Origin of the sequence: Burkholderia sp. AU39826 (assembly GCF_020419965.1) — a bacterium.
Classification (GTDB): Bacteria; Pseudomonadota; Gammaproteobacteria; order Burkholderiales; family Burkholderiaceae; genus Burkholderia; species Burkholderia semiarida.
The window spans coordinates 1-22,349 of the sequence record NZ_JAIZQG010000017.1 but is presented as its reverse complement, the minus strand read 5'-3'; the positions used below and the strand labels follow the sequence as shown (position 1 = coordinate 22,349).

At 66.5% G+C, this 22,349-nt stretch carries 21 protein-coding genes; 2 read left to right on the top strand and 19 right to left on the bottom strand.

Annotation, left to right across the window (positions count from 1 at the left end):
- Positions 1-31: 31 nt before the first annotated feature.
- The gene (locus LGM42_RS24300; protein WP_006485741.1) at positions 32-427 is read left to right on the top strand and encodes an acyl-CoA thioesterase; all 396 of its coding nucleotides are present in this window, start codon (positions 32-34) and stop codon (positions 425-427) included.
- Positions 428-460: 33 nt separating this feature from the next.
- On the opposite strand, the gene LGM42_RS24295 is transcribed toward LGM42_RS24300, so the two are convergent.
- Entirely contained in the window at positions 461-943 is a 483-nt protein-coding gene (locus LGM42_RS24295; protein ID WP_226233442.1) for a nitrate reductase associated protein, read from the bottom strand.
- 114 nt (positions 944-1,057) lie between these two features.
- Between LGM42_RS24295 and fdhD the strand changes: the two genes are divergently transcribed.
- Positions 1,058-1,912 (top strand): formate dehydrogenase accessory sulfurtransferase FdhD, encoded by an 855-nt coding sequence (fdhD, locus tag LGM42_RS24290; RefSeq protein WP_226233441.1) that lies wholly within the window; start codon positions 1,058-1,060, stop codon positions 1,910-1,912.
- 49 nt (positions 1,913-1,961) lie between these two features.
- Here the strand turns inward: fdhD and LGM42_RS24285 are convergent, their stop codons facing one another.
- The 18 genes from LGM42_RS24285 to LGM42_RS24200 form a co-directional block, all read right to left on the bottom strand.
- On the bottom strand, positions 1,962-2,729 hold the full coding sequence (locus tag LGM42_RS24285) for an enoyl-CoA hydratase (protein ID WP_226233440.1): 768 nt from the start codon (positions 2,727-2,729) through the stop codon (positions 1,962-1,964).
- A gap of 91 nt (positions 2,730-2,820) precedes the next feature.
- Positions 2,821-4,020, bottom strand: coding sequence for an acetyl-CoA C-acyltransferase (locus LGM42_RS24280; RefSeq protein WP_059642934.1), 1,200 nt, complete (start codon positions 4,018-4,020; stop codon positions 2,821-2,823).
- Positions 4,021-4,047: 27 nt separating this feature from the next.
- On the bottom strand, positions 4,048-6,483 hold the full coding sequence (locus tag LGM42_RS24275) for a 3-hydroxyacyl-CoA dehydrogenase/enoyl-CoA hydratase family protein (protein ID WP_226233439.1): 2,436 nt from the start codon (positions 6,481-6,483) through the stop codon (positions 4,048-4,050).
- A 112-nt stretch (positions 6,484-6,595) separates the two neighbouring features.
- Positions 6,596-8,395: an acyl-CoA dehydrogenase C-terminal domain-containing protein gene (locus LGM42_RS24270; RefSeq protein ID WP_226233437.1), complete on the bottom strand. Its 1,800-nt coding sequence runs from the start codon at positions 8,393-8,395 to the stop codon at positions 6,596-6,598.
- Between the two features lie 57 nt (positions 8,396-8,452).
- Positions 8,453-9,052 carry a TetR/AcrR family transcriptional regulator gene (locus LGM42_RS24265; RefSeq protein WP_059578757.1) on the bottom strand — a complete coding sequence of 200 codons (600 nt, stop codon included), beginning with the start codon at positions 9,050-9,052 and terminating at the stop codon, positions 8,453-8,455.
- Positions 9,053-9,251: 199 nt separating this feature from the next.
- Positions 9,252-10,526 (bottom strand): cardiolipin synthase ClsB, encoded by a 1,275-nt coding sequence (gene clsB, locus LGM42_RS24260; protein WP_060314944.1) that lies wholly within the window; start codon positions 10,524-10,526, stop codon positions 9,252-9,254.
- The gene (gene nudB / locus LGM42_RS24255) at positions 10,523-11,017 is read right to left on the bottom strand and encodes a dihydroneopterin triphosphate diphosphatase (protein WP_226233435.1); all 495 of its coding nucleotides are present in this window, start codon (positions 11,015-11,017) and stop codon (positions 10,523-10,525) included. The genes clsB and nudB overlap by 4 nt, the downstream gene beginning before the upstream one ends.
- Before the next feature lie 159 nt (positions 11,018-11,176).
- On the bottom strand, positions 11,177-12,979 hold the full coding sequence (aspS, locus tag LGM42_RS24250) for an aspartate--tRNA ligase (RefSeq protein WP_006485737.1): 1,803 nt from the start codon (positions 12,977-12,979) through the stop codon (positions 11,177-11,179).
- A 67-nt stretch (positions 12,980-13,046) separates the two neighbouring features.
- Complete coding sequence (locus tag LGM42_RS24245) at positions 13,047-13,697, bottom strand: DUF502 domain-containing protein (RefSeq protein ID WP_059578762.1); 651 nt, start codon at positions 13,695-13,697, stop codon at positions 13,047-13,049.
- 61 nt (positions 13,698-13,758) lie between these two features.
- A complete protein-coding gene (locus tag LGM42_RS24240; RefSeq protein ID WP_060314941.1) occupies positions 13,759-14,112 on the bottom strand; it encodes an FmdB family zinc ribbon protein in 354 nt (117 codons plus the stop codon).
- 95 nt (positions 14,113-14,207) lie between these two features.
- Entirely contained in the window at positions 14,208-14,834 is a 627-nt protein-coding gene (locus LGM42_RS24235) for a TPMT family class I SAM-dependent methyltransferase (RefSeq protein ID WP_226233433.1), read from the bottom strand.
- Between the two features lie 17 nt (positions 14,835-14,851).
- Positions 14,852-16,429 (bottom strand): ubiquinone biosynthesis regulatory protein kinase UbiB, encoded by a 1,578-nt coding sequence (gene ubiB / locus LGM42_RS24230; RefSeq protein ID WP_059578770.1) that lies wholly within the window; start codon positions 16,427-16,429, stop codon positions 14,852-14,854.
- 12 nt (positions 16,430-16,441) lie between these two features.
- On the bottom strand, positions 16,442-17,068 hold the full coding sequence (locus LGM42_RS24225; RefSeq protein ID WP_060314938.1) for an SCP2 domain-containing protein: 627 nt from the start codon (positions 17,066-17,068) through the stop codon (positions 16,442-16,444).
- 164 nt (positions 17,069-17,232) lie between these two features.
- Complete coding sequence (locus LGM42_RS24220) at positions 17,233-18,267, bottom strand: Tim44 domain-containing protein (protein ID WP_060966670.1); 1,035 nt, start codon at positions 18,265-18,267, stop codon at positions 17,233-17,235.
- Positions 18,268-18,308: 41 nt separating this feature from the next.
- A complete protein-coding gene (gene ubiE / locus LGM42_RS24215) occupies positions 18,309-19,040 on the bottom strand; it encodes a bifunctional demethylmenaquinone methyltransferase/2-methoxy-6-polyprenyl-1,4-benzoquinol methylase UbiE (RefSeq protein ID WP_059578778.1) in 732 nt (243 codons plus the stop codon).
- Positions 19,041-19,092: 52 nt separating this feature from the next.
- On the bottom strand, positions 19,093-19,506 hold the full coding sequence (locus tag LGM42_RS24210; RefSeq protein ID WP_006487879.1) for a gamma-butyrobetaine hydroxylase-like domain-containing protein: 414 nt from the start codon (positions 19,504-19,506) through the stop codon (positions 19,093-19,095).
- A complete protein-coding gene (locus LGM42_RS24205) occupies positions 19,503-19,946 on the bottom strand; it encodes an HIT family protein (protein ID WP_059642921.1) in 444 nt (147 codons plus the stop codon). Before LGM42_RS24205 ends, LGM42_RS24210 begins: the two co-directional genes overlap by 4 nt.
- A 38-nt stretch (positions 19,947-19,984) precedes the next feature.
- A partial coding sequence (locus LGM42_RS24200) for a DUF3400 domain-containing protein (protein ID WP_226233431.1) occupies positions 19,985-22,349 on the bottom strand: 2,365 nt, incomplete at its 5' end.

The window sequence follows — 22,349 nt, the reverse complement described above, 5'->3', positions numbered from 1 at the left end:
GCCCATTTATTACAGGATGAAAGCCCCCGCCATGACCGATTCGACCCTCGAACTCCCGCAGAAGCAGCCCGCGCTGCGCGTCGTCCCGCAACCGCACGACGCGAACGTTCACGGCGACGTGTTCGGCGGCTGGATCATGTCGCAGGTCGACATCGCCGGCTCGATTCCCGCGAGCCAGCGCGCGAACGGCCGCGTCGCGACGGTCGCGGTCAACTCGTTCGTGTTCAAGCAGCCGGTATTCGTCGGCGATCTGCTGAGCTTCTACGCCACGATCATGCGCACCGGCAACACGTCGATCACGGTCGACGTCGAGGTGTACGCGCAGCGCATGCGCCTGATGGGCGAAGTCGTGAAGGTCACCGAAGCGACGCTCACCTACGTCGCGACCGGCCCGGACCGCAAGCCGCGGCAACTGCCGCCGCTCTGACGCGGGCACGCGCAGCGGCGCGGCAGGCGGCCGTCAATGCGTGGCCGTCAGCCCGAACTCCCGCATCGCGGGCAGGAAATCGTGATTCAGCTGCGGCTTGCGCGACAGCTTCACCAGCACGTAGCGCTGGAACGGCGCGAGCCGCTGCCACTGCGCGAGCGCGGGCGCCGGCAGCCCGGCCAGCGCGCTCTGCTGCACGAGCGACTCCGGCACCGTGTCGACGTCGCGCCAGGCCGGCTGCTCGTCCGGCTGAAACCATGACGGCTCCAGATCGGCGTGCGTGCGCAGCATTTCGAACAGCGCATGATCGAAGTTGGGCTCGATCGCGGTGTCGTCGTCGGCCGGGAAGCGCGCGAGCAGCTTGCGATCCTCGAGCGGCAGCAGTTGCCACTGTTCGAGCGAAATCCGCAGCCCGAAGCGGTCGAGATTGAAACGCACGATCATCGGGATGTACGTGAAGTTTTCCGACGAATCGTGTTCGAAGTTGAAGAGCAACGGAGCGTCGCTGAGTCCCATGGTCGTTACCTGACGTGGCGGATGCCGGCGCGGCCGGCTTGCCTGGGGTATTTTAGAACCTCTGCGCGCGGGCGGCGGCACGATCGTCGCCGGCCGTGCGTCGAATCAACGGGAGTGCTCGTGAATCCGACCCAATCAGACGATCCGCGCGACGCGTTGCGCGATGAGCCGCGCGGCGCGATCGAGCTGCCCGTGAGCCGCACGCGCGGCGGCGCGGTCGAAACCGCGCACGACTTCGTCGGCCAGGAATGGCCGGTCGCACTCGTCTTCAACGGCATCTCGCACGCGGTGATGATGTGTACCCCATGCGACCTCGAAGCGTTCGCGGTCGGCTTCGCGATCTCGGAGGGGATCGTCGCGCGCGGCAGCGACATCAAGGACATCGAGGTGATCCTGCATGCCGATGCGCCGTTGCCGCACGCGGAAGTCCACCTGGAAGTCGTCCAGCAGGCGTTCGCCGCGCTGAAGGACCGGCGCCGCGCGCTCGCCGGGCGCACGGGCTGCGGCGTGTGCGGCATCGAAAGCATCGACCTGCTCGACCTCGCGCCCGAACGCGTGCCCGATACCGGCTTTCTCGCGCGCCTCGCGCCCGATGCGCTGGCGCGCGCCGCGCATGCGCTGCCGGCGCATCAGGCGCTGACAAAACTGACCGGCGGCCTGCATGCGGCCGCGTGGTGCGACGCAACAGGCGCGATCCGCACGGCATTCGAGGATGTCGGCCGCCACAATGCGCTCGACAAGCTGATCGGCTCGCTCGTGCTGTCGCGTGCCGATACCACCGACGGCTTCGTGTTCCTGTCGAGCCGCGCGAGCTACGAGCTCGTACGCAAGGCCGCGCGGGTCGGCATCCCGCTGGTCGCGACCATCTCCGCGCCGTCGTCGCTTGCGATCGAGATCGCGAAGGCGGCCGGCTTGCGGCTCGTCAGCTTCTGCCGCGAAACGGGCCACGTCGACTACGGCACGGCCTGATCGCGGTCGAAGCCGCGCCGGCAAGCCACCGCCAGCGCGGCCTGCTCCGTCAGTCGAACTGACGGAAATCCGGCTTGCGCTTCTCGAAGAACGCCGTCATCGCCTCGCGCGCTTCCGGCGCGCGCAGCATCGCCGAGAAGTGGCGCGCTTCCTCGGCCATCCGCGCGGGCGTCGCCACGCCGCCCGTATCCTTGAGCAGCGCCTTGGTCACACGCAGCGATGCCGCCGGCAGCGCCGCCAGCTTCGCCGCCTGCTTCGCCGCGAATGCGTCGAGCTCCGCCGCCGGCAGCACGCGGTTGACGATGCCGATCCGGTGCGCTTCCAGCGCGTCGAACGCCTCGCCCAGCAGCAGCTTCTCGGCGGCGACCTGATGGCCGGCCAGGCGCGGCAGCAGCGCGCTCGACGCGGCTTCCGGGCACAGCCCGAGCTGCACGAAAGGCAGCGAGAACGTCGCGGTGTCGGCCGCGTAGACCAGATCGCAGTGCAGCAGCATCGTCACGCCGACGCCGACCGCAATGCCCGGCACCGCTGCCACGACCGGCTTGCTCGCGCTGCTGATCCGCGCCAGGAACTGGAACACCGAGGCGGTGTCGTCCGTCGGCGGCGATTTCAGGAAATCCTCGAGATCGTTGCCCGCGCTGAAATTGCCGTCGCTGCCGCGCAGCAGGATCACGCGCGTCGCCTTGTCTTCCTGCGCGTCGGCGAGCGCGTCGGCCATCGTCTGGTACATCGCCGCCGTCAGCGCATTCTTCTTCGCCGGGCGTGCGATCGTGATCGTCATCACGCCGTCGGCGCGTTCCACTTGAATGTCGGCCACAACCGTCTCCTTTGACTGTCTCTACCGGAATGAAAAAACGGTGCGCGAGCTCGTGGCCCGCGCACCGTCGTCGCTTTTATCCGCGCCTCGCTTACAGGCGCTCGATGATGCCCGCGGCGCCCATGCCGGTGCCGACGCACATCGTGACCATCCCGTACTTCAGGTTGCGGCGGCGCAGCCCGTGCACGACGGTCGCCGCGCGGATCGCGCCGGTCGCGCCGAGCGGGTGGCCCAGTGCGATCGCGCCGCCCATCGGGTTGACCTTCGACGGATCGAGGCCGAGATCGCGCATCACCGCCAGCGATTGCGCGGCGAACGCTTCGTTCAGTTCGATCCAGTCGAGATCGTCCTGTTTCAGGCCAGCGGCCTTCAGCGCGGCCGGAATCGCTTCCTTCGGACCGATACCCATGATTTCCGGCGGCACGCCACGCACCGCGAAGCTCACGAAGCGCGCGAGCGGCGTCAGGTTGAATTGCTTGAGCACCTTCTCCGACACGACGAGCAGCGCACCCGCGCCGTCCGACGTCTGCGAGCTGTTGCCGGCCGTGACCGAGCCCTTGTTCGCGAACACCGTGCGCAGCTTCGCGAGGCCTTCGAGCGACGTATCCGCGCGCGGACCTTCGTCGAGCTTGATCTCGCGCGTCTTCACGTCGACTTCGCCGGTCGCGAGGTTCGGGAAACGCTCGGTGATCGTGTACGCGGCGATTTCGTCGCCGAACTCGCCGGCCTGCTGCGCGGCGAGCGCCTTGCGGTGCGACTCGACCGAGAACGCGTCCTGGTCCTCGCGGCTCACCTTCCACTGCTCGGCGACGCGCTCGGCCGTCAGGCCCATCCCGTACGCGATGCCGAAGTCTTCGCTGCGATCGAAGATGTGCGGCGACATCGACGGCTTGTTGCCCATCATCGGCACCATGCTCATCGATTCGCAGCCGCCCGCGAAGATCGCGTCCGATTCGCCGACGCGGATGCGGTCGGCCGCCATCGCCAGCGCGGTGATGCCCGACGCGCAGAAGCGGTTGACCGTCACGCCGCCGACCGTCTGCGGCAGGCCCGCCAGCAGCGCGCCCATGCGCGCGACGTTCAGGCCCTGCTCGGCTTCGGGAATCGCGCAGCCGATGATCGCGTCCTCGATCACCTTCGTGTCGAGGCCGGGCACCTGAGCGACCGCCGACTTGATCGCGTGAACCAGCAGCTCGTCGGGGCGCGTGTTCTTGAAGACACCGCGCGGGGCCTTGCCGATCGGCGTGCGGCTGGCGGCGACGATGTATGCGTCTTGCAGTTGTTTGCTCATTTGAAACTCCTTGCCTTATCCGCTCGCTCAGTTACGCACCGGCTTGCCGGTCTGCAACATGCCCATGATCCGTTCCTGCGTCTTCTGCGTGCCGAGCAGCTCGACGAACGCGCGACGCTCCAGCGCGAGCAGCCATTCTTCGTCGACGAGGCTGCCGGCTTCGACGTCGCCGCCGCACACGGCTTCGGCGATGCGGCTCGCGATCAGGTAGTCGTGATCGCTGATGAAGCGGCCGTCACGCATGTTGACGAGCGATGCCTTGATCGTCGCGATCGCCGAGCGGCCCGCGACCGGCACGTCCTTCGCGCGCAGCGGTGCGCGGTAGCCGGTGGCGGCCAGCGCACGCGCTTCCTTCTTCGCGGTGTCGAGCAGTTCGAACACGTTGAAGACGATCGTGTCGGACGGCTTCACGTAGCCCATCGCACGCGCGTCGTGCGCGGACGACGACACCTTCGCCATCGCCGCGTTCTCGAACGACTTCGTGACGAACTTCAGGATGTCGGTGGTCGCATTCGCGGCCGTCGCGGCTTCCGCTGCGCGCAGCGCCGCTTCCTTCAGGCCGCCGCCGGCCGGCACGAGGCCGACGCCCACTTCGACGAGGCCGATGTAGCTCTCGACGTGCACGACGCGCTTCGCGCTGTGCAGCATCAGCTCGCACCCGCCGCCGAGCGCGATGCCCGACACGGCCGCGACGACCGGTACGTTCGCGTACTTCACGCGCAGCATGCCTTCCTGGAATTTCTTCACGAACGGCTCGATGCCCTTCGCGCCACCCATCATGAACGCGGGCATCGCCTCCTCGAGGTTCGCGCCGGCCGAGAACGGGCCGCCCGGCGTGCCGAGCTTCAGCGACGTCGGCTGCCAGATCACCACGCCCTTGTAATCCTTCTCCGCGAGTTCGATCGCCTGCACGAGGCCGTCGATCACGCTCGGTCCGATCGTGTTCATCTTCGACTTGAACGACACGATCACGACGTCGTCCTCGCCGGCACGATCGTCGACCCACGCGCGCACCGCGTCGGTTTCGAACAGCGTCTTGCCGTACGTCTTCGGGTCGGCGCCGGCTTCGCCGACGAGCGGCGCACGGAACACCTGCTTGTCGTACACGGCCAGGTCCGAACGCGGCACGAAACGCTTGGCGGCCGGCGCCCACGAGCCTTCGGCCGTGTGCACGCCGCCCTTCTCGGCGACCGGGCCTTCGAGTACCCACGACGGCAGCGGCACGTTCGCGAGCGCCTTGCCGGCCGCGATGTCTTCCTGCACCCATTCGGCGACCTGCTTCCAGCCGGCGGCCTGCCAGCCTTCGAACGGGCCTTCGTTCCAGCCGAAGCCCCAGCGGATCGCGAGGTCGACGTCGCGCGCGTTGTCGGCGATCGATTCGAGATGCACGCCGATGTAGTGGAACACGTCGCGGAAGATCGACCACAGGAACTGCGCGTGCGGATGGTTCGTCTCGCGCAGCAGCTTCAGGCGTTCCGCCGGCGGACGCTTCAGGATGCGGCCGACCGTTTCGTCCGCCTTCGCGCCCGAGTCGACGTAGGTGCCCATCTTCGCGTCGAGCACCTTGATCGCCTTGCCTTCCTTCTTGTAGAAACCGCCGCCCGTCTTCTGGCCGAGCGCACCCTGCTTCACCAGCTCGGCGAGCACGGCGGGCGTCTGGTAGACCGGGAAGAACGGATCGTCGGCGAGGTTGTCCTGCATCGTCTTGATCACGTGCGCCATCGTGTCGAGGCCGACCACGTCCGCGGTGCGGAACGTCGCCGACTTCGCGCGGCCGAGGCGGCTGCCCGTCAGGTCATCGACTTCGTCGAAGCGCAGGCCGAACTTCGCGGCCTCGGTGATCACCGCGAGGATCGAGAAGATGCCGACGCGATTCGCGATGAAGTTCGGCGTGTCCTTCGCGCGCACGACGCCCTTGCCGACGACGCTCGTCAGGAAGGTTTCGAGCTGGTCGAGGATTTCCGGCCGCGTATGCGCGGTCGGGATCAGCTCGACGAGGTGCATGTAGCGCGGCGGGTTGAAGAAATGCACGCCGCAGAAGCGCGACTTCAGCTCGTCCGAGAAACCTTCGGACAGCTTCGTGATCGACAGGCCCGACGTGTTGGTCGCGAAGATCGCGTGCGAGGCGATGTGCGGTGCGACCTTCTTGTACAGGTCGTGCTTCCAGTCCATCCGCTCGGCGATCGCCTCGATCACGACGTCGCATTCGGCGAGCTTCGCGATGTCGTCCTCGTAGTTCGCGGCTTCGAGATACTTCGCGTCGTCCTTCACGCCGAACGGCGCGGGCGACAGCTTCTTCAGGTTCTCGATCGCCTTCAGCGCGATCGCGTTTTTCGGGCCTTCCTTGGCCGGCAGGTCGAACAGCAGCACCGGCACGCGCGCGTTGACGAGATGCGCGGCGATCTGCGCGCCCATCACGCCGGCGCCCAGCACGGCGACCTTGCGAATCAGGAAATTGCTCACGGGATGTCTCCGGATAGTGTCGTGCAGCGCGGAATATGGGGGCTGCACGGCGAAGTGAGTACCAGAACCGTTGCGTTCGGGCGGCGCGCGGCGCGCACCGCCCGGACTTGGATCAGAACAGCGATTCGTCGACTTCCATCAGCGTCTTCGAACCGGCGCGCGCGGCGCGGATCGTCGATGCCGTTTCGGGCAGCAGGCGCGCGAAGTAGAAGCGGGCGGTGGCGAGCTTCGACTTGTAGAACGGATCTCCGCTACGGTCGCCCGACGCTTCGTTGTCGAGCGCGATGCGCGCCATGCGCGCCCAGAAGTACGAGAACACCAGATGGCCGACGGTGCGCAGGTACGGCACGGCCGCGGCGCCGACTTCGTCCGGGTTCTGCATCGCCTTCATGCCGATTTCCATCGTCAGCTTCTGCACCTTTTCACCGATGTCGGCGAGCGGGTTGATGAACTCGGCCATCTCGGGCTTCACGCCTTCGGCTTCCGCGAATTCGGTCACGAGCTTGCCGAACTTCTTCAGCTTCGCGCCCATGTCGCCGAGCACCTTGCGGCCCAGCAGGTCGAGCGACTGGATCGAGTTCGTGCCTTCGTAGATCATGTTGATCCGCGCGTCGCGCACGTACTGCTCCATGCCCCACTCGGAGATGAAGCCGTGGCCGCCGTAGATCTGCATCGCATGGTTCGTGCACTCGAACGCGTTGTCGGTCAGGAACGCCTTGATGATCGGCGTGAGCAGCGCGACGAGGTCGGCCGCTTCCTTGCGCACCGCTTCGTCGGCGTGCGACAGCTCCTTGTCGATCTGCAGCGCGGACCAGTACGTGAATGCGCGCGCGCCTTCCGCGTAGGCCTTCTGCGTGAGCAGCATGCGGCGCACGTCCGGGTGCACGATGATCGGGTCGGCCGGCTTGTCCGGTGCCTTCGGGCCGGTCAGCGAACGCATCTGCAGGCGTTCCTTCGCGTACGTCAGCGAGTTCTGGTACGCGACTTCCGTGAGGCCGAGGCCCTGCATGCCGACACCCAGACGCGCGGCATTCATCATCACGAACATCGCGTTCAAGCCCTTGTTCGGCTCGCCGACCATCCAGCCCTTCGCACCGTCGAGGTTCATCACGCACGTCGAGTTGCCGTGGATGCCCATCTTGTGCTCGATCGAGCCGCACTTGATGCCGTTGCGCTCGCCCGGCTCGCCCGAAGCGTCCGGAATGAACTTCGGCACGATGAACAGCGAGATCCCCTTCGTGCCTTGCGGCGCGTCCGGCAGGCGCGCGAGCACGAGGTGGACGATGTTCTTCGACATGTCGTGCTCGCCGCTCGAGATGAAGATCTTCGTGCCGCTGATCGAGTACGAGCCGTCGCCGTTCGGTTCGGCCTTGGTGCGCAGGATGCCGAGATCGGTGCCGCAGTGCGGCTCGGTCAGGCACATCGTGCCGGTCCATTCGCCCGACACGAGCTTCGGCAGGTATTGCTGCTGCAGTTCCGGCGCGCCGTGCGCGTGCAGGCATTCGTACGCGCCGTGCGACAGGCCCGGATACATCGTCCAGGCCTGGTTCGCCGAGTTCAGCATTTCGTAGAGTGCGTTGTTCACGAACGCGGGCAGGCCCTGGCCGCCGTAGTCCGGATCGCAGCCGAGCGCCGGCCAGCCGGCCTCGACGTACTGCTGATACGCTTCCTTGAAGCCGGTCGGGGTCTTCACGACGCCGTCGCCTTCATACGTGCAGCCTTCGCGGTCACCGACCTGGTTCAGCGGGAACAGTACCTCGGAGCAGAACTTGCCCGCTTCCTCGAGGACCTGGTTGATCGTGTCGGCGTCGAGGTCCGCATGCTTGGGCATTTGCTTGACTTCGGCTTCGACGTTCAGAAGCTCGTGCAACACGAATTGCATGTCGCGCAGCGGCGCGGCGTACTGTCCCATGACTCTCTCCAAAGGTGGGCAAACGGCTCGAGCTCCTGGCGGGCGGGTCACGCGCCGCTAACGGCTCTCGCTCTGATACGAAACAATCGTCTTTTCCAGCGCGGCCCACGTGAGGCGCACGGCGTCCGGCGAATGCAGGAAGCGTGCGTCGTGATGCAGGCCGAGCGTGAAGCTGTACAACTCGAAGAGCATCAATTCCGGATCCGTATCCGCGCGCAGATGCCCTTCTTCCATCGCCTGCGAAATGGCGCGCAGCAACGCGGCACGCCAGGCGGTCACGCTCGCGATCAACTGTTCGCGCACGGGGCTGTCCGGCCGGTCGTCGTACTCCACAGCGCCGCTGATGTAGATGCACCCGGTCGTCACCTCCTGGATGCGCTTCTCCATCCAGCGCGCCAGCATCGCCCGAAGACGCGGCAGACCGCGCGCCTCGCGCAGGCTCGGAAAGAACACCTCGTTCTCGAAACGATGGTGGTACTCGCGCACGACCTCGACCTGCAGGTCCTCGCGCGATCCGAAGTGCGCGAACACGCCGCTCTTGCTCATCTGCATGCGCTCGGCCAGCAGGCCGATCGTCAGCCCCTCCAGCCCGTCACGGCTGGCGAGGTCCAAAGCAGCTTCGAGTATCGCGGCACGCGTCTGTTCGCCTTTTCGCATAGCTATTTCTGTAACCGTTCGGGGGTTCGAATAAAATCGAACGGCCGTACTATTATTGAGTGCGGCCGCTCGCGAAACAAGGAAATTATTAGAAACCGGTGTCTAACCGAGCCGCTATTTTGCGCGATTCCGGCGGGACCGGAGCGGCTTTTCCGCACGAACGTGCGGACGGATTTTTGAAGTGAATGCTTAGTCTGCGTCAGTCGTAACCGCCGACCGTCAGCGCCTTCATCAGGAGGCGGTACGTGTTGTACGCCAGCCAGTTCAGCAGCCGCTCGATGCGCGGGCGCGCGGCGTAGTGCGCGGCGTCGATCTCGCGCCCTTCGGCGAACGCGGTGGCGATCGCGTCGCGCAACTGGTTCGTTACCGCATCGTAGCGCACCAGCACGACGTTCGCTTCATTGTTCAGCATCAGGCTCAGCGCGTCCAGATTCGACGAGCCGACCGTCGCCCAGTTGTCGTCGATCACGGCGACCTTGCCGTGCAGGATCGTCTTGTCGTATTCGGCGACGCGCACGCCCGCGCGCAACAGCGAGTGATACAGGAACGGCACGGCCGTATCGAGCGCCGTGAACTCCTTGCGGCCGATCAGCACCTGCACGTCGACGCCGCGGCGGGCCGCGCCCGTCAGCGCGCGGCGCAGCTTGCGGCCCGGCATGAAGTACGGATTCGCGAGCAGGATCCGCTGGCGCGCCTGGCCGATCGCCGCGAGATACGCCTTCTCGATCGCGCGGCGGTTCACGACGTTGTCGCGCGCGACGAACGCCACGCTCGGCTCGGTCACGACCCGCAGCGCGCCGGCCTTGATCCACCGGTGGCTGCGCATCCAGCGCCGGAACATGTCCGGAAACGCTTCGCCGCCGTGCAGCCCGGCCGCGTACTGCGCGTACGGCTTGTGGCCGAACTGGATCCGGTGCCACTGCAGCTCGAACGCGGCGCGCACGTCGGACACCGCGGGCCCGGCCATCTCGACCGCGAAATCCCAGCGCGGGAACGGCAGCGTCGCGCTGCCCTGCGTGTAGTCGTCGACGATGTTGATGCCGCCGCAGAACGCGACCGCGTGATCGACCACCGCGAGCTTGCGGTGCGTGCGCGAGAAGCCGAAGCGGCCGAACAGGTAGCGGTTGTAGATGCAGTGTTCGACACCGGCCTCGGCCCACGTGTCGAACAGCGGCAGGCGGGCGGTGCCGATGCCGTCGGTGATCACGCGCACGCGCACGCCGCGCTGCACCGCGCGGATCAGCGCGTCCGACACCGGCCGGCCGGCCGCGTCGTCGCAGAAGATGTAGGTTTCGAGCATCACCTGCTCGCGGGCGGCATCGATCCGATCGATCAGTGCCTGGAAGAATTCGCCGCCGGTTTCGCACAGCCGCACGGTGTTGCCGGCCGTAAACGCGAGCCGCGACGCGGAGCCGCGCTCCTGCAAGAACATCTGCCGCAATTGCGCGAAGCGCTTGCGGGTCTCCGCATTCATGCGGACGAGCCGTGCGGCGCCCGCGCGAGCGCCACGCGTACGGGCAATTGCAGGATCGCCTCGGCGTTCGACGGCGAGAAACAGCGCGCGGCCGCCTCGCGGAACGGCAGCCACGCGTGGTCGACGTGCTCGCGCGGCGACAGCGTCACGTCGACACGATGCGGCACGCGCAGCCCGAACCAGTGCTCGACGTTGCGCGTGACGCCCGGCGCATAGCGGTGCAGGTATTGCGGATAGATCGTGTATTCGATCCGGTGATGCCAGTCGACGAGCGCGCTGGCCGGCACGTCGGGCGTGCCGACCGCGATGCCGGTTTCCTCGGCTACTTCGCGCGCGGCGGTGAGCGCGAGCGGCTCGTCGAGCGCGTCCTTCGAGCCGGTGACCGATTGCCAGAAATCGGGCTGGTCGGCACGCTTGATCACGAGCACGTCGAGGTCGGGCGTGTAGATCACGACGAGAACGGATTCAGGGATTTTCGGCGGCTTCGTCATCTTGGTTTCATGCGGCACGAGGCGGTGCGTCGACCCTGTGCCCCGAACGTGCGGCAAGTGCTGCGACTGTACCGCAAAAAATGAAAAAGGCGCACCGCGCCTTTTTCATGGGTGTCGTGTGGGCGTGACCGCACACACGACAGAGGGGGCGAAAGCGCGTTACGCCTTCGGCTGCTCCGGCTGACGCAGACGGATGTGCAGCTCGCGCAGTTGACGCTCGTCGACCGGGCTCGGCGCCTGCGTGAGCAGATCCTGCGCACGCTGGGTCTTCGGGAACGCGATCACGTCGCGGATCGAATCGGCGCCGGCCATCATCGTGACGATGCGGTCGAGACCGAACGCGATACCGCCGTGCGGCGGCGCGCCGTACTGCAGCGCGTCCAGCAGGAAGCCGAACTTCGCCTGCGCTTCTTCCGCGCCGATCTTCAGCGCGCGGAACACCTTGCTCTGCACTTCCTCGCGGTGGATACGCACCGAGCCGCCGCCGATTTCCCAGCCGTTCAGCACCATGTCGTACGCCTTCGCGAGGCAGCGGCCCGGATCGGTCTCGAGGTACTCGAGGTGCTCGTCCTTCGGGCTCGTGAACGGATGGTGCGCGGCGACGTAGCGCGCGTCTTCGTCGTCATATTCGAACATCGGGAAATCGACGACCCACAGCGGCTTCCAGCCGGCCTGGACGAGACCGTTCGCCTTGCCGAATTCCGAATGGCCGATCTTCAGGCGCAGCGCGCCGAGGCTGTCGTTGACGACCTTCGCGCGGTCGGCCGCGAAGAAGATGATGTCGCCGTCTTCAGCGCCGGTGCGCTCGAGGATCGCCGCGATCGATGCGTCGTGCAGGTTCTTGACGATCGGGCTTTGCAGGCCGTCGCGGCCCTTCGCCTTCTCGTTGACCTTGATCCACGCGAGGCCCTTCGCGCCGTAGATGCGCACGAATTCGGTGTAGCCGTCGATGTCGCCGCGCGACAGCTCGCCGCCCTTCGGCACGCGCAGCGCCGCGACCCGGCCGTCCTTCGCGTTGGCCGGCGTGCTGAAAACCTTGAAGTCGACGTCCTTCATCGCGTCGGTCAACTCGGTGAATTCGAGCTGCACGCGCAGGTCCGGCTTGTCCGAACCGAAACGCGCCATCGCTTCCGAGTACGGCATCACCGGGAATTTCGCGTCGAGCTCGACGTCGATCGTCGTCTTGAAGATGTGACGGATCATGTCCTCGAACAGGTCGCGGATTTCCTGCTCGCCGAGGAACGACGTTTCACAGTCGATCTGCGTGAATTCCGGCTGGCGGTCGGCGCGCAGATCCTCGTCGCGGAAGCACTTGGTGATCTGGTAGTAACGATCGAAGTTCGCAACCATCAGCAGCTGCTTGAACAGCTGCGGCGACTGCGGCAGCGCGAAGAACTGGCCCGCGTTCACGCGCGACGGCACGAGATAGTCGCGCGCGCCTTCCGGCGTGCTCTTCGTCAGCATCGGCGTTTCGATGTCGATGAAGCCCTGTTCGTCGAGGTACTTGCGTGCCTCGATCGCGACGCGGTAGCGCAGGCGCAGGTTGTGCTGCATCTGCGGGCGGCGCAGGTCGAGCACGCGGTGCGTGAGGCGCGTCGTTTCCGACAGGTTGTCGTCGTCGAGCTGGAACGGCGGCGTGACCGACGCGTTCAGCACGTTCAGCTCGTGGCACAGCACTTCGATCTTGCCGCTCTTCAGGCCGGCGTTGACCGTGCCTTCCGGACGGTTGCGCACGAGGCCCTTGATCTGCACGCAGAACTCGTTGCGCACGCCTTCGGCGGTCGCGAACATCTCGGCGCGATCCGGGTCGCACACCACCTGCACGAGGCCTTCACGATCGCGCAGGTCGATGAAGATCACACCGCCGTGATCGCGGCGGCGCTGCACCCAGCCGCACAGCGACACGGTTTGGCCCAGCAGGTGTTCGGTCACGAGACCGCAGTATTCAGTACGCATCGACATGATGTTTGCTTTCGTTCGGTTTGATCAACGGGCGCCGCAACGCGCGGCCCGGGCGATGATTCTTTACTTACAGCGGCGGCTCGACGGGACGGCGGGCGGGCGCCGGAACCGGCGCCGAAGGCGCCACGACGCCCATCGAGACGATGTACTTGAGCGCGGCATCGACCGACATGTCGAGTTCGATGACTTCGCTCTTCGGCAGCATCAGGAAGAAGCCGGATGTCGGGTTCGGCGTCGTGGGCACGTACACGCTCACGTACTCTTCCGTCAGATGGTTGACCACGTCGCCGCCGGGCACGCCGGTCAGAAACGCGATCGTATACGAGCCGCGGCGCGGGTATTCGATCAGCAGCGCCTTGCGGAACGCGTTGCCGCTGCTCGACAGCAGCGTGTCCGATACCTGCTTGACGCTCGTGTAGATCGGCCCGACGACCGGGATGTGGCGCACGACCGCGTTCCACCACGTGACGAGCTTCTGGCCGATGAAGTTCTGCGTGGCCAGCCCGACCACGAAGATGAACGCGAGCGTCAGCACCGCGCCGATCCCCGGCAGATGGAAGCCGAGCATCCGCTCGGGCTGCCACGATTCGGGCAGCAGGAGCAGCGTCTGATCCATCGTGCCGATGATGAGGCCGAGCACCCACAGCGTGATCGCGAGCGGGACGAGAACCAGCAAGCCGGTCAGGAACACCGTTTTCAGGGTCGTCTTTTTCATCATCTGCCGTCAATGAACCGCGCCGGCGGCGCGGGTTGGTCGCGACCCGGCCGGGCCGCGACGGTCAACTGCCGGCGGCGGGCGTCGCAGCCGGTGCCGGCGCGGCGCTCGTCGTCGTGGTGCTGCTTGAACTGCTCGCCGCGGCCGGCGCGGCCGCGGCGGGTGCGGCTTGCGCCCCGGAGGCTGCCGGCGCCGCGTCGCCCGACGCCGCCGCCGGTGCGCTGGTGCCGCCCGAGCCACCGCGGAAATCGGTGACATACCACCCCGAGCCCTTGAGCTGGAACCCGGCGGCAGTCACCTGTTTGCGAAAAGCATCCTTCCCGCATTCAGGGCATTGCGACAGCGGCGCGTCGCTCATCTTCTGGAGCACGTCCTTCGCGAAACCGCACGCTTCGCATCGATAGGCGTAGATCGGCATGATATTTTTCCCGCGGAAACTGGAAACGGCTTGCAAAACCTTGAATTATAGCCGAAACCCGGGCGCGCTCCGGCAATGGCCGAGACGCCGGCGCATCAGCGGCGACGCCACGTGAGCCAGCGCTCGTGCCCGTCGAACACGGCCAGCGAATCGGTCACCGGCAAATCCTCCACCCGTTCGAAGTGCGGCGCGAGCAGCGTGTCGAGCTCCGCACGCTCGATGCCGAACGGCGGCCCCTTCGGCTTCGCCACCAGGAAGAAATAACCGGCCAGCAAGCCACCCGCGGGCAGCAGCTCGGCCATCCGCGCCGCATAGTCGGCACGCATGGCCGGCGGCAACGCGCACAGGAACGCTCGCTCGTACACCCACTGCACGTCGAACGGCGGCCGGTACTGGAAAAAATCCGCCTGCTCGACGACGTCCGCATGCGCGCCGAGCTGCGCCTTCGCGGCAGCGACCGCCTGCGCGGCGAAATCGATCGCGCGCACCGGCCAGCCGGCCTGCGCGAGCCATCCGGCCTCCTGCGCGCTGCCGCAGCCGGGGATCAGCACCGCGCACGGCTCGAGCCGCCGCGCGAACACGCGAAAACCGTCCGGCACGCCGCCGAATTCCCACGGCGTCACGCCGCGCTCGAAGCGCTCATTCCAGAACGACGCGCTGCCCGGGTCGCGCGTCGCGAAATCGGCGGCCGACGGTGCGGCCGGTTGCTTCGGATCGGACATCGCCGCGCTCCTTTCGATCAGGCGCCGTACGCGAGCGCGAGCAGCACGCGCGCGACGAGCGCGCCGACGCCGACGGCCAGGCCGAAGATCAGCAACGCCTGCATCAGCCGGTTCGTCCGTTTCTGCTCGACGAGGATCTGGCGCATCAGCTCCTCGCTCGCGGCGCGCGGCGCGTCGTGGCGCGCGGCCATCGCATGGTGGATCAGGCGCGGCAGCTGCGGCAGCGTCTTGCTCCACTGCGGCGCCTCGACCTTGAACCGCTCGTACCAGCCGCGCAGGCCGATCTGCTCGGTCATCCAGCGCTCGAGATACGGCTTCGCGGTCTTCCACAGGTCGAGTTCGGGGTCGAGCGAGCGGCCGAGCCCTTCCACGTTCAGCATCGTCTTCTGCAGCAGTACGAGCTGCGGCTGGATCTCGACGTTGAAGCGGCGCGACGTCGAGAACAGGCGCATCAGCACCTGGCCGAGCGAAATGTCCTTCAGCGCGCGGTCGAAATACGGCTCGCACACCGCGCGGATCGCGCTTTCGAGCTCCTCGACGCGCGTCTCGGGCGGCACCCAGCCCGATTCGAGGTGGAGCGTCGCGACGCGGTGGTAGTCGCGCTTGAAGAACGCGAGGAAGTTCTGCGCGAGGTAGTTCTTGTCGAAATCGGACAGCGCGCCGACGATCCCGAAATCGAGCGCGATATAGCGGCCGAACGTGTTCGGATCGAGGCTCACCTGGATGTTGCCGGGGTGCATGTCCGCATGGAAGAAGCCGTCGCGGAACACCTGCGTGAAGAAGATCTCGACGCCTTCGCGCGCGAGCTTCTTGATGTCGACGCCCGCCGAGCGCAGCGTCTCGACCTGGCTGATCGGCACGCCGGTCATGCGCTCCATCACGAGCACCTGCGACGTCGAGAAATCCCAGAACATCTCCGGCACGAGCAGCAGGTCGAGGCCCGCGAAGTTGCGGCGCAGCTGGCTGCCGTTCGCGGCCTCGCGCATCAGGTCGAGCTCGTCGTGCAGGTACTTGTCGAATTCGGCGACGACCTCGCGCGGCTTCAGGCGTCGGCCGTCGGCCCACATGCGCTCGGTCCACGTCGCGATGTCGCGCATCAGCGCGAGGTCGGAATCGATCACCGGCAGCATGTTCGGGCGCAGCACCTTGACGGCGACCGCCTTGCCCGCATGCGCGCCCTGCTTCAGCTTCGCGAAATGCACCTGTGCGATCGACGCGCTCGCGATCGGCTCGCGCTCGAATTCGTCGAACAGTTCGTCGACCGGCGCGCCGAGCGATTTCTCGATGATCGCGATCGCGACGGCCGAATCGAACGGCGGCACCTGGTCCTGCAGCTTCGCGAGTTCGTTCGCGAAATCGACCGACAGCAGGTCGCGGCGCGTCGACAGCACCTGGCCGAACTTCACGAAGATCGGGCCGAGGCTTTCGAGCGCGTGACGCAGCCGTACGGCCGGCGGATCGGAATAGCGGCGGCCGATCGTCGTGATCCGCAGCAGCAGCTTCACGCGCCGGTCGTCGATCCGGGACAGCATCACTTCGTCGAGGCCAAAGCGGATGACGGTGTAGACAATCTTGATGAAACGGAAAATGCGCATGCCCTGCGGCCCTCAGTGCGCGCCGCGCGGGCCGGAACCCGTGCGCGCGCCGATTTTTTGTTCGAGTCGCTCGACCCGCTTTTCGACCCGCGCGAGCGCATCGCGTGCGCGCGCCAGTTCCGCGTCGAAGCCGCCGAGCGACGCGCGCCGGACGACTTGCGGGTTCTCGTCGAGCCAGTATTCGGCGACGGAATCGAGCACGTTGCGGCCGGTGCGGCGCGCGCGCGCGCCGGCGTCGCGCACGAACGTCGCGATCCGGTACGCGGCCGCGTCGCCGACCAGCTTCGCGAGATCTTCCTCAGGTTCCCAGCGCAGATGCTCGGCCAGCTTCGCGATCTGCGTCGCGAATTCCGCGTCGCCCTCGATCTTCACGTGCTTCATCACGGCCGCCTGGCCGCCCTGCAGGAACGCGGCGACCGTGTCGCCGGCGAGCGCGATCGACACGTCGACCTGTTGCGCATCGTGCGCGTCGACGGCCGACAGATAACCGTCGGGCTGCACGAGCAGCGTGAGCGTGACGGGAGGCACGTCGATCCGGGCAGTCTTGCCCGCATAGGGAATCAGGCGGTCGCGCGCCCACGATTCGCGCGCGAGCAAGTGATTGACGGCAGCAGCAAAAGGCTTGGCGGCAAAGGTCATCGGGCTGGGAAAGAAAAAACCCGCGCAGGCCGGGCGCCCACGCGGGTTTCTATTGTAACGTCGGATCGGCGGCAGACCGTGCCCGACCGTACACCCGGGCGGCAAGCGGTCGCAGTGCGGCGGCCGTCGCCCGGATGCCCGGCGGCGCGGGCCGCCGGTCACGCTCAGTGCGTGTTGATCTGCTGGATACCCGCGAGCAGCCAGCCCTGACTGCCCGACTTCGACAGGTTCCACACCTCGTCGAACGGCGCGGCCGACGTATTCGCCGATTCGCGGATCAGACCGTGGAAGCGTACGCTCGCCGACTGCTCGATGCCGCGATCCTCGATCGCGACCAGTTCCGCGTCGAGCTGCACGACGTCGGTCTGGTTCGCGTCGGTGCCGCGCGAATCGAGGTCGATCTTGATCTCGGCGAACATTTCGGGTGTCGTGAACTCGCGGATGTCGGCCAGGTTGCCCTGGTCCCACGCAGCCTGCAGGCGCACGAAGTACACCTTCGCGCTGCGCAGGAACGCTTCGGTATCGAAGCCGGCCGGCACCTGCAGCGGCGCAGCCGCCATCGCGCCTGCCGCACCGGCCGCCGCCGCACCGCCGCCGAACACGCCCTGCGCTTCGTTCGCATAGCTGCTGCCGCTACCTGCATAGTTGCTGCCGGTGTTGCCCTGCTGGAACGACGGGCTTTGCGCGTAGCCGCCCGACGACGACGACGCGCCGCCGACCGAATACGCCGGCTCCTGCGGGCGACGGCGGTTCATGAACTTGCGGATCAGCCAGATGCCGACCATCGCGAGCAACGCGATCACGATGACGTTCGCCATCATGCTCGCGAACGCGCCGCCGAGGCCGAAGTGCGACAGCAGCGCCGCGATGCCGAGACCGGCCGCGAGGCCGGCGATCGGCCCAAGCCAGCGCGAGCGGTTGGGTTGCGCGGCCGGCGTGGGCGCGGCCGGGTTCGTACGCTGCGCCTGCGACGGCGCCGCTTGCTGCATCGGCTGCTGCGCGGGCGGCGTGGCCTGACGCTGCGTGACGGTGGAACTCTGGCGGCCGATGCTGCGCCCGCCGCCCATGCGCTTGGCCTCAGCGTCGAGCGATGCGAACGTGCCGGCCGTGAGCAGGCCGACCATCAGCAGGGTGCCGACCCGTCGAGCCCACGGCTTCGACGGCTTGCCACGGTTGAACAACGAACGCGATTCGAACATCAGTTTCTCCAGATGTAAGACAAATGTATGGGAAGAGCCCCTTAGTACTTGGCTCCCATATGTAAAGCTACCACGCCACCTGACAAATTGTAATATTTGACGGCGTCGAGGCCCGCTTGTTCCATCATCGTCTTCAGCGTGTCCTGATCGGGGTGCATCCGGATAGATTCAGCAAGATACCGATAACTTTCGGCATCTTTCGCGAACTTGTCGCCAAGCCACGGTAATACTTTGAAAGAATACAGATCGTACGCTTTTTTCAGCGGATCCCAGACTTTCGAGAATTCCAGCACCATCACGCGGCCGCCGGGCTTCGTCACGCGGCGCATCTCGGCGAGCGCGGCGTCCTTGTGCGTCATGTTGCGCAGCCCGAACGCGACCGTCACCACATCGAAGTAGTTGTCCGGAAACGGAATTTTCTCGGCGTCGCACAACAGCGACGGCGTCACGATGCCCTTGTCGAGCAGCCGGTCGCGGCCGACGCGCAGCATCGATTCGTTGATGTCGGTATGCCAGACCTCGCCCGTCGGCCCGGCCGCCTTCGCGAACGACTTGGTCAGGTCGCCGGTGCCGGCCGCGATGTCGAGCACCTTGAAGCCGGGGCGCACGTTCGCCTGCGCGATCGTGAACGCCTTCCACGCGCGGTGCATGCCCGCCGACATCAGGTCGTTCATCAGATCGTAGTTGCTCGCGACCGAATGAAACACGCCCGCCACTTTCTTCGCTTTTTCGTTTTCCTCGACGCTTTCGAAGCCGAAGTGGGTTTTGCTCATCGCGTTGATCCTCAGTAAATGGCAAGACGGCGCCGAGCGGGCGCCGTCGATTTCAGTGGCAGTGGCCGTGCGGCGCGCCGGCCGCCTGCATCGGGGCGTCGCGCTCGACGCCCGCCGCCTTCAGTTTGTCGAAATAGTCGCGCCACAGCGCGTCCTGCTGCGTCGCCAGTTCGTACAGCAGATCCCACGAGTAGATGCCGGTCGAATGGCCGTCGGAGAACGTCGGCTGCAGCGCGTAGTTGCCGACGCCCTCGAGCGCGGTGATCGTCACTTCGCGCTTGCCGGTCTGCAACGTCTCCTGGCCGGGCCCGTGGCCGCGCACCTCGGCCGACGGCGAATACACGCGCATCAGCTCGAACGGAATCCGGTAACTCTCGCCGTTCGGATACTGCAATTCGAGCACGCGCGACACCGCGTGCACGACGACGCCGGACGGAATCGGCGTCGTGGAAGTCAAACCGCTCATGGCTGCCTCGAATCGGTCATGCGTTGAATTTCCTCGCGCACCGCATTGTGCAGCAGCGAGGCCTGCGCCGCGCGCGAGCGCAGCAGCGCCTCGGACACGCTGCGCTGGCGCGGCGCCCATACGGGCTGCGGGAAATGGGCGTCGTTGGAAAAACGCGGAATCACGTGCCAGTGCACGTGCGGCACCATGTTGCCGAGGCTCGCGAGATTCACCTTGTTCGGCTGCATCACGCGGCGCACGGCCCGCTCGACCGCGTAGACCACGCGCATCAAGTGTGCCCGCTCCGACTCGCCGAGATCGGAGAACTCGGCGACGTGCGCGCCCCAGATCACCCGGCAGAAGCCCGGGTAGTCGTGCTCGCCCGTCGCGAGCACGACGCGCAGCGCATCGTCCTGCCAGAGCACCTCGCCGCCGTCTTCACGGCAAAACACGCATTCCATCGTCGCTCCCATGTGGACGGGCGGTCGTCATGCCCGCATTAGACCAGCACGCGCTCGATCCCGCCATGGTTGGCCCGTGCGACATAATCGGCCATCCAGTTCTCGCCGAGCACCTGGCGCGCGATCTCGACCACGATGTAGTCCGCTTCGAGGTTCGCGTCCTCGCTGTAGCGCGACAGCCCCTGCAGGCACGACGGGCAGCTCGTCAGGATCTTCACGTCCGGGCCGGCCGCGGCCGCCGGCGCCGCCGCATCGCCCGCCACCACCGGAATCGCACGCAGCTTCGCCGCGCCCTTGCGGATCTCCTCTTCCTTGCGGAAGCGCACCTGCGTCGAGATGTCCGGCCGCGTGACCGCCAGCGTGCCCGATTCGCCGCAGCAGCGATCGTTCTTCTCGATCTTGTAGCCGTCCTTCTCCGAACCCATCAGCTCGTTGACCAGCTTCACCGGGTCCATCGTCTTGATCGGCGTGTGGCACGGGTCGTGGTACATGTAGCGCGTGCCCGTCACGCCGTCGAGCTTCATCCCCTTCTCCAGCAGGAACTCGTGGATGTCGATGATCCGGCAGCCCGGGAAGATCTTGTCGAATTCGTAGCCCGCGAGCTGGTCGTAGCACGTGCCGCACGACACCACCACCGTCTTGATGTCGAGGTAGTTCAGCGTGTTCGCCACCCGGTGGAACAGCACGCGGTTGTCGGTGACGATCTTCTCGGCCTTGTCGTACTGGCCCGAGCCGCGCTGCGGATAGCCGCAGCACAGGTAGCCCGGCGGCAGCACCGTCTGCACGCCCGCCTCCCACAGCATCGCCTGCGTCGCCAGCCCCACCTGCGAGAACAGCCGCTCGGAGCCGCAGCCCGGGAAGTAGAACACCGCTTCCGAATCCACGGTCGTCGATTTCGGGTTGCGGATGATCGGCACGATCTTGTTGTCCTCGATGTCCAGCAGCGCGCGCGCCGTCTTCTTCGGCAGGTTGCCCGGCATCTTCTTGTTCACGAAGTGGATCACCTGCTCGACCGCCGGCGGCTTGCCCGTCGTCGCCGGCGGGTGCTGCGTCTGCTTCGTCACGACCTTCTTGAGCATGTCGTTCGCGAAGCGCTGCACCTTGTAGCCCACCCCCATCATCACGCCGCGCGCGACGTTGATCGTCTGCGGATTGGTCGCGTTCAGGAAGAACATGCCCGCCGCGTTGCCCGCGTTGAACTTCTTCTTGCCCATCTTGCGCAACAGGTTGCGCATGTTCATCGTCACGTCGCCGAAGTCGATCTTCACCGGGCACGGCGTCGCGCACTTGTGGCACACCGTGCAGTGGTCGGCCACGTCGTTGAACTCGTCCCAGTGCTTGATCGACACGCCGCGGCGCGTCTGCTCCTCGTACAGGAACGCCTCGACCAGCAGCGACGTCGCGAGGATCTTGTTGCGCGGGCTGTACAGCAGGTTCGCGCGCGGCACGTGGGTCGCGCACACCGGCTTGCACTTGCCGCAGCGCAGGCAGTCCTTCACCGAATCGGCGATCGCGCCGATGTCGGACTGCTGCATGATCAGCGACTCGTAGCCCATCAGCCCGAAGCTCGGCGTGTACGCATTGCGCAGATCGGCGCCCTCGAGCAGCTTGCCCTTGTTGAAGCGGCCGTTCGGGTCCACGCGCTGCTTGTACGCGCGGAATTCGGCGATCTCGTCCTCGGTCAGGAACTCGAGCTTCGTGATGCCGATCCCGTGCTCGCCGGAAATCACGCCGTCGAGCGAGCGCGCGAGCGTCATGATCCGCGCGACGGCCGCGTGCGCGTCCTGCAGCATCTCGTAGTTGTCGGAGTTGACCGGGATGTTCGTGTGCACGTTGCCGTCGCCCGCGTGCATGTGCAGCGCGACGAACACGCGCGCGCGCAGCACGCGCTTGTGGATCGCCTGCGCTTCGTCGAGGATCGGCTTGAACGCGCCGCCGTTGAAGATCGCGCGCAGTTCCGCGCGGATCTCCTGCTTCCACGAGATGCGCACCGTGCGGTCCTGCGTGACGTGGAACACGGTCGCGCCCGGCTGCTCGTCCGCGCGATCGGCGAACTTCTCCGCGAGCGCCTCGTAGCCGAGCTGCACCAGGTAGTGCTGCGCCTCGCGCAGCGGCTGGTCGAGCCGGTCGCGCACGAATTCCCAGCGCGCGCGCACGCGCCTGAGCAGCTCCAGCGCCTGCTGCACGCGGTCTTCCAGCAGTTCCGCGCTCGGGATCTCGTTCGCGTCGTCGGTCTTGCCGAGCGGCAGGTTGCCGCCACGGAAGAACGCCTCGAACGCGTCGACCAGCTGCAGCTTGTTCTTCAGCGACAGCTCGATGTTGATCCGCTCGATGCCGTCGGTGTACTCGCCCATCCGGTTCAGCGGGATCACGACGTCCTCGTTGATCTTGAACGCGTTCGTG

Bases quoted from the DNA above. Each gene is read 5' to 3' on its own strand.
- ubiE (WP_059578778.1), bottom strand. From the start codon at position 19,040: ATGAGCAAAACCCACTTCGGCTTCGAAAGCGTCGAGGAAAACGAAAAA.
- LGM42_RS24295 (WP_226233442.1), bottom strand. From the start codon at position 943: ATGGGACTCAGCGACGCTCCGTTGCTCTTCAACTTCGAACACGATTCG.
- LGM42_RS24220 (WP_060966670.1), bottom strand. From the start codon at position 18,267: ATGTTCGAATCGCGTTCGTTGTTCAACCGTGGCAAGCCGTCGAAGCCG.
- nudB (WP_226233435.1), bottom strand. From the start codon at position 11,017: ATGACGAAGCCGCCGAAAATCCCTGAATCCGTTCTCGTCGTGATCTAC.
- LGM42_RS24245 (WP_059578762.1), bottom strand. From the start codon at position 13,697: ATGATGAAAAAGACGACCCTGAAAACGGTGTTCCTGACCGGCTTGCTG.
- LGM42_RS24210 (WP_006487879.1), bottom strand. From the start codon at position 19,506: ATGAGCGGTTTGACTTCCACGACGCCGATTCCGTCCGGCGTCGTCGTG.
- LGM42_RS24270 (WP_226233437.1), bottom strand. From the start codon at position 8,395: ATGGGACAGTACGCCGCGCCGCTGCGCGACATGCAATTCGTGTTGCAC.
- ubiB (WP_059578770.1), bottom strand. From the start codon at position 16,429: ATGCGCATTTTCCGTTTCATCAAGATTGTCTACACCGTCATCCGCTTT.
- LGM42_RS24205 (WP_059642921.1), bottom strand. From the start codon at position 19,946: ATGGAATGCGTGTTTTGCCGTGAAGACGGCGGCGAGGTGCTCTGGCAG.
- LGM42_RS24225 (WP_060314938.1), bottom strand. From the start codon at position 17,068: ATGACCTTTGCCGCCAAGCCTTTTGCTGCTGCCGTCAATCACTTGCTC.
- LGM42_RS24265 (WP_059578757.1), bottom strand. From the start codon at position 9,052: ATGCGAAAAGGCGAACAGACGCGTGCCGCGATACTCGAAGCTGCTTTG.
- LGM42_RS24300 (WP_006485741.1), top strand. From the start codon at position 32: ATGACCGATTCGACCCTCGAACTCCCGCAGAAGCAGCCCGCGCTGCGC.
- LGM42_RS24240 (WP_060314941.1), bottom strand. From the start codon at position 14,112: ATGCCGATCTACGCCTATCGATGCGAAGCGTGCGGTTTCGCGAAGGAC.
- aspS (WP_006485737.1), bottom strand. From the start codon at position 12,979: ATGTCGATGCGTACTGAATACTGCGGTCTCGTGACCGAACACCTGCTG.
- clsB (WP_060314944.1), bottom strand. From the start codon at position 10,526: ATGAATGCGGAGACCCGCAAGCGCTTCGCGCAATTGCGGCAGATGTTC.
- LGM42_RS24280 (WP_059642934.1), bottom strand. From the start codon at position 4,020: ATGAGCAAACAACTGCAAGACGCATACATCGTCGCCGCCAGCCGCACG.
- LGM42_RS24235 (WP_226233433.1), bottom strand. From the start codon at position 14,834: ATGTCCGATCCGAAGCAACCGGCCGCACCGTCGGCCGCCGATTTCGCG.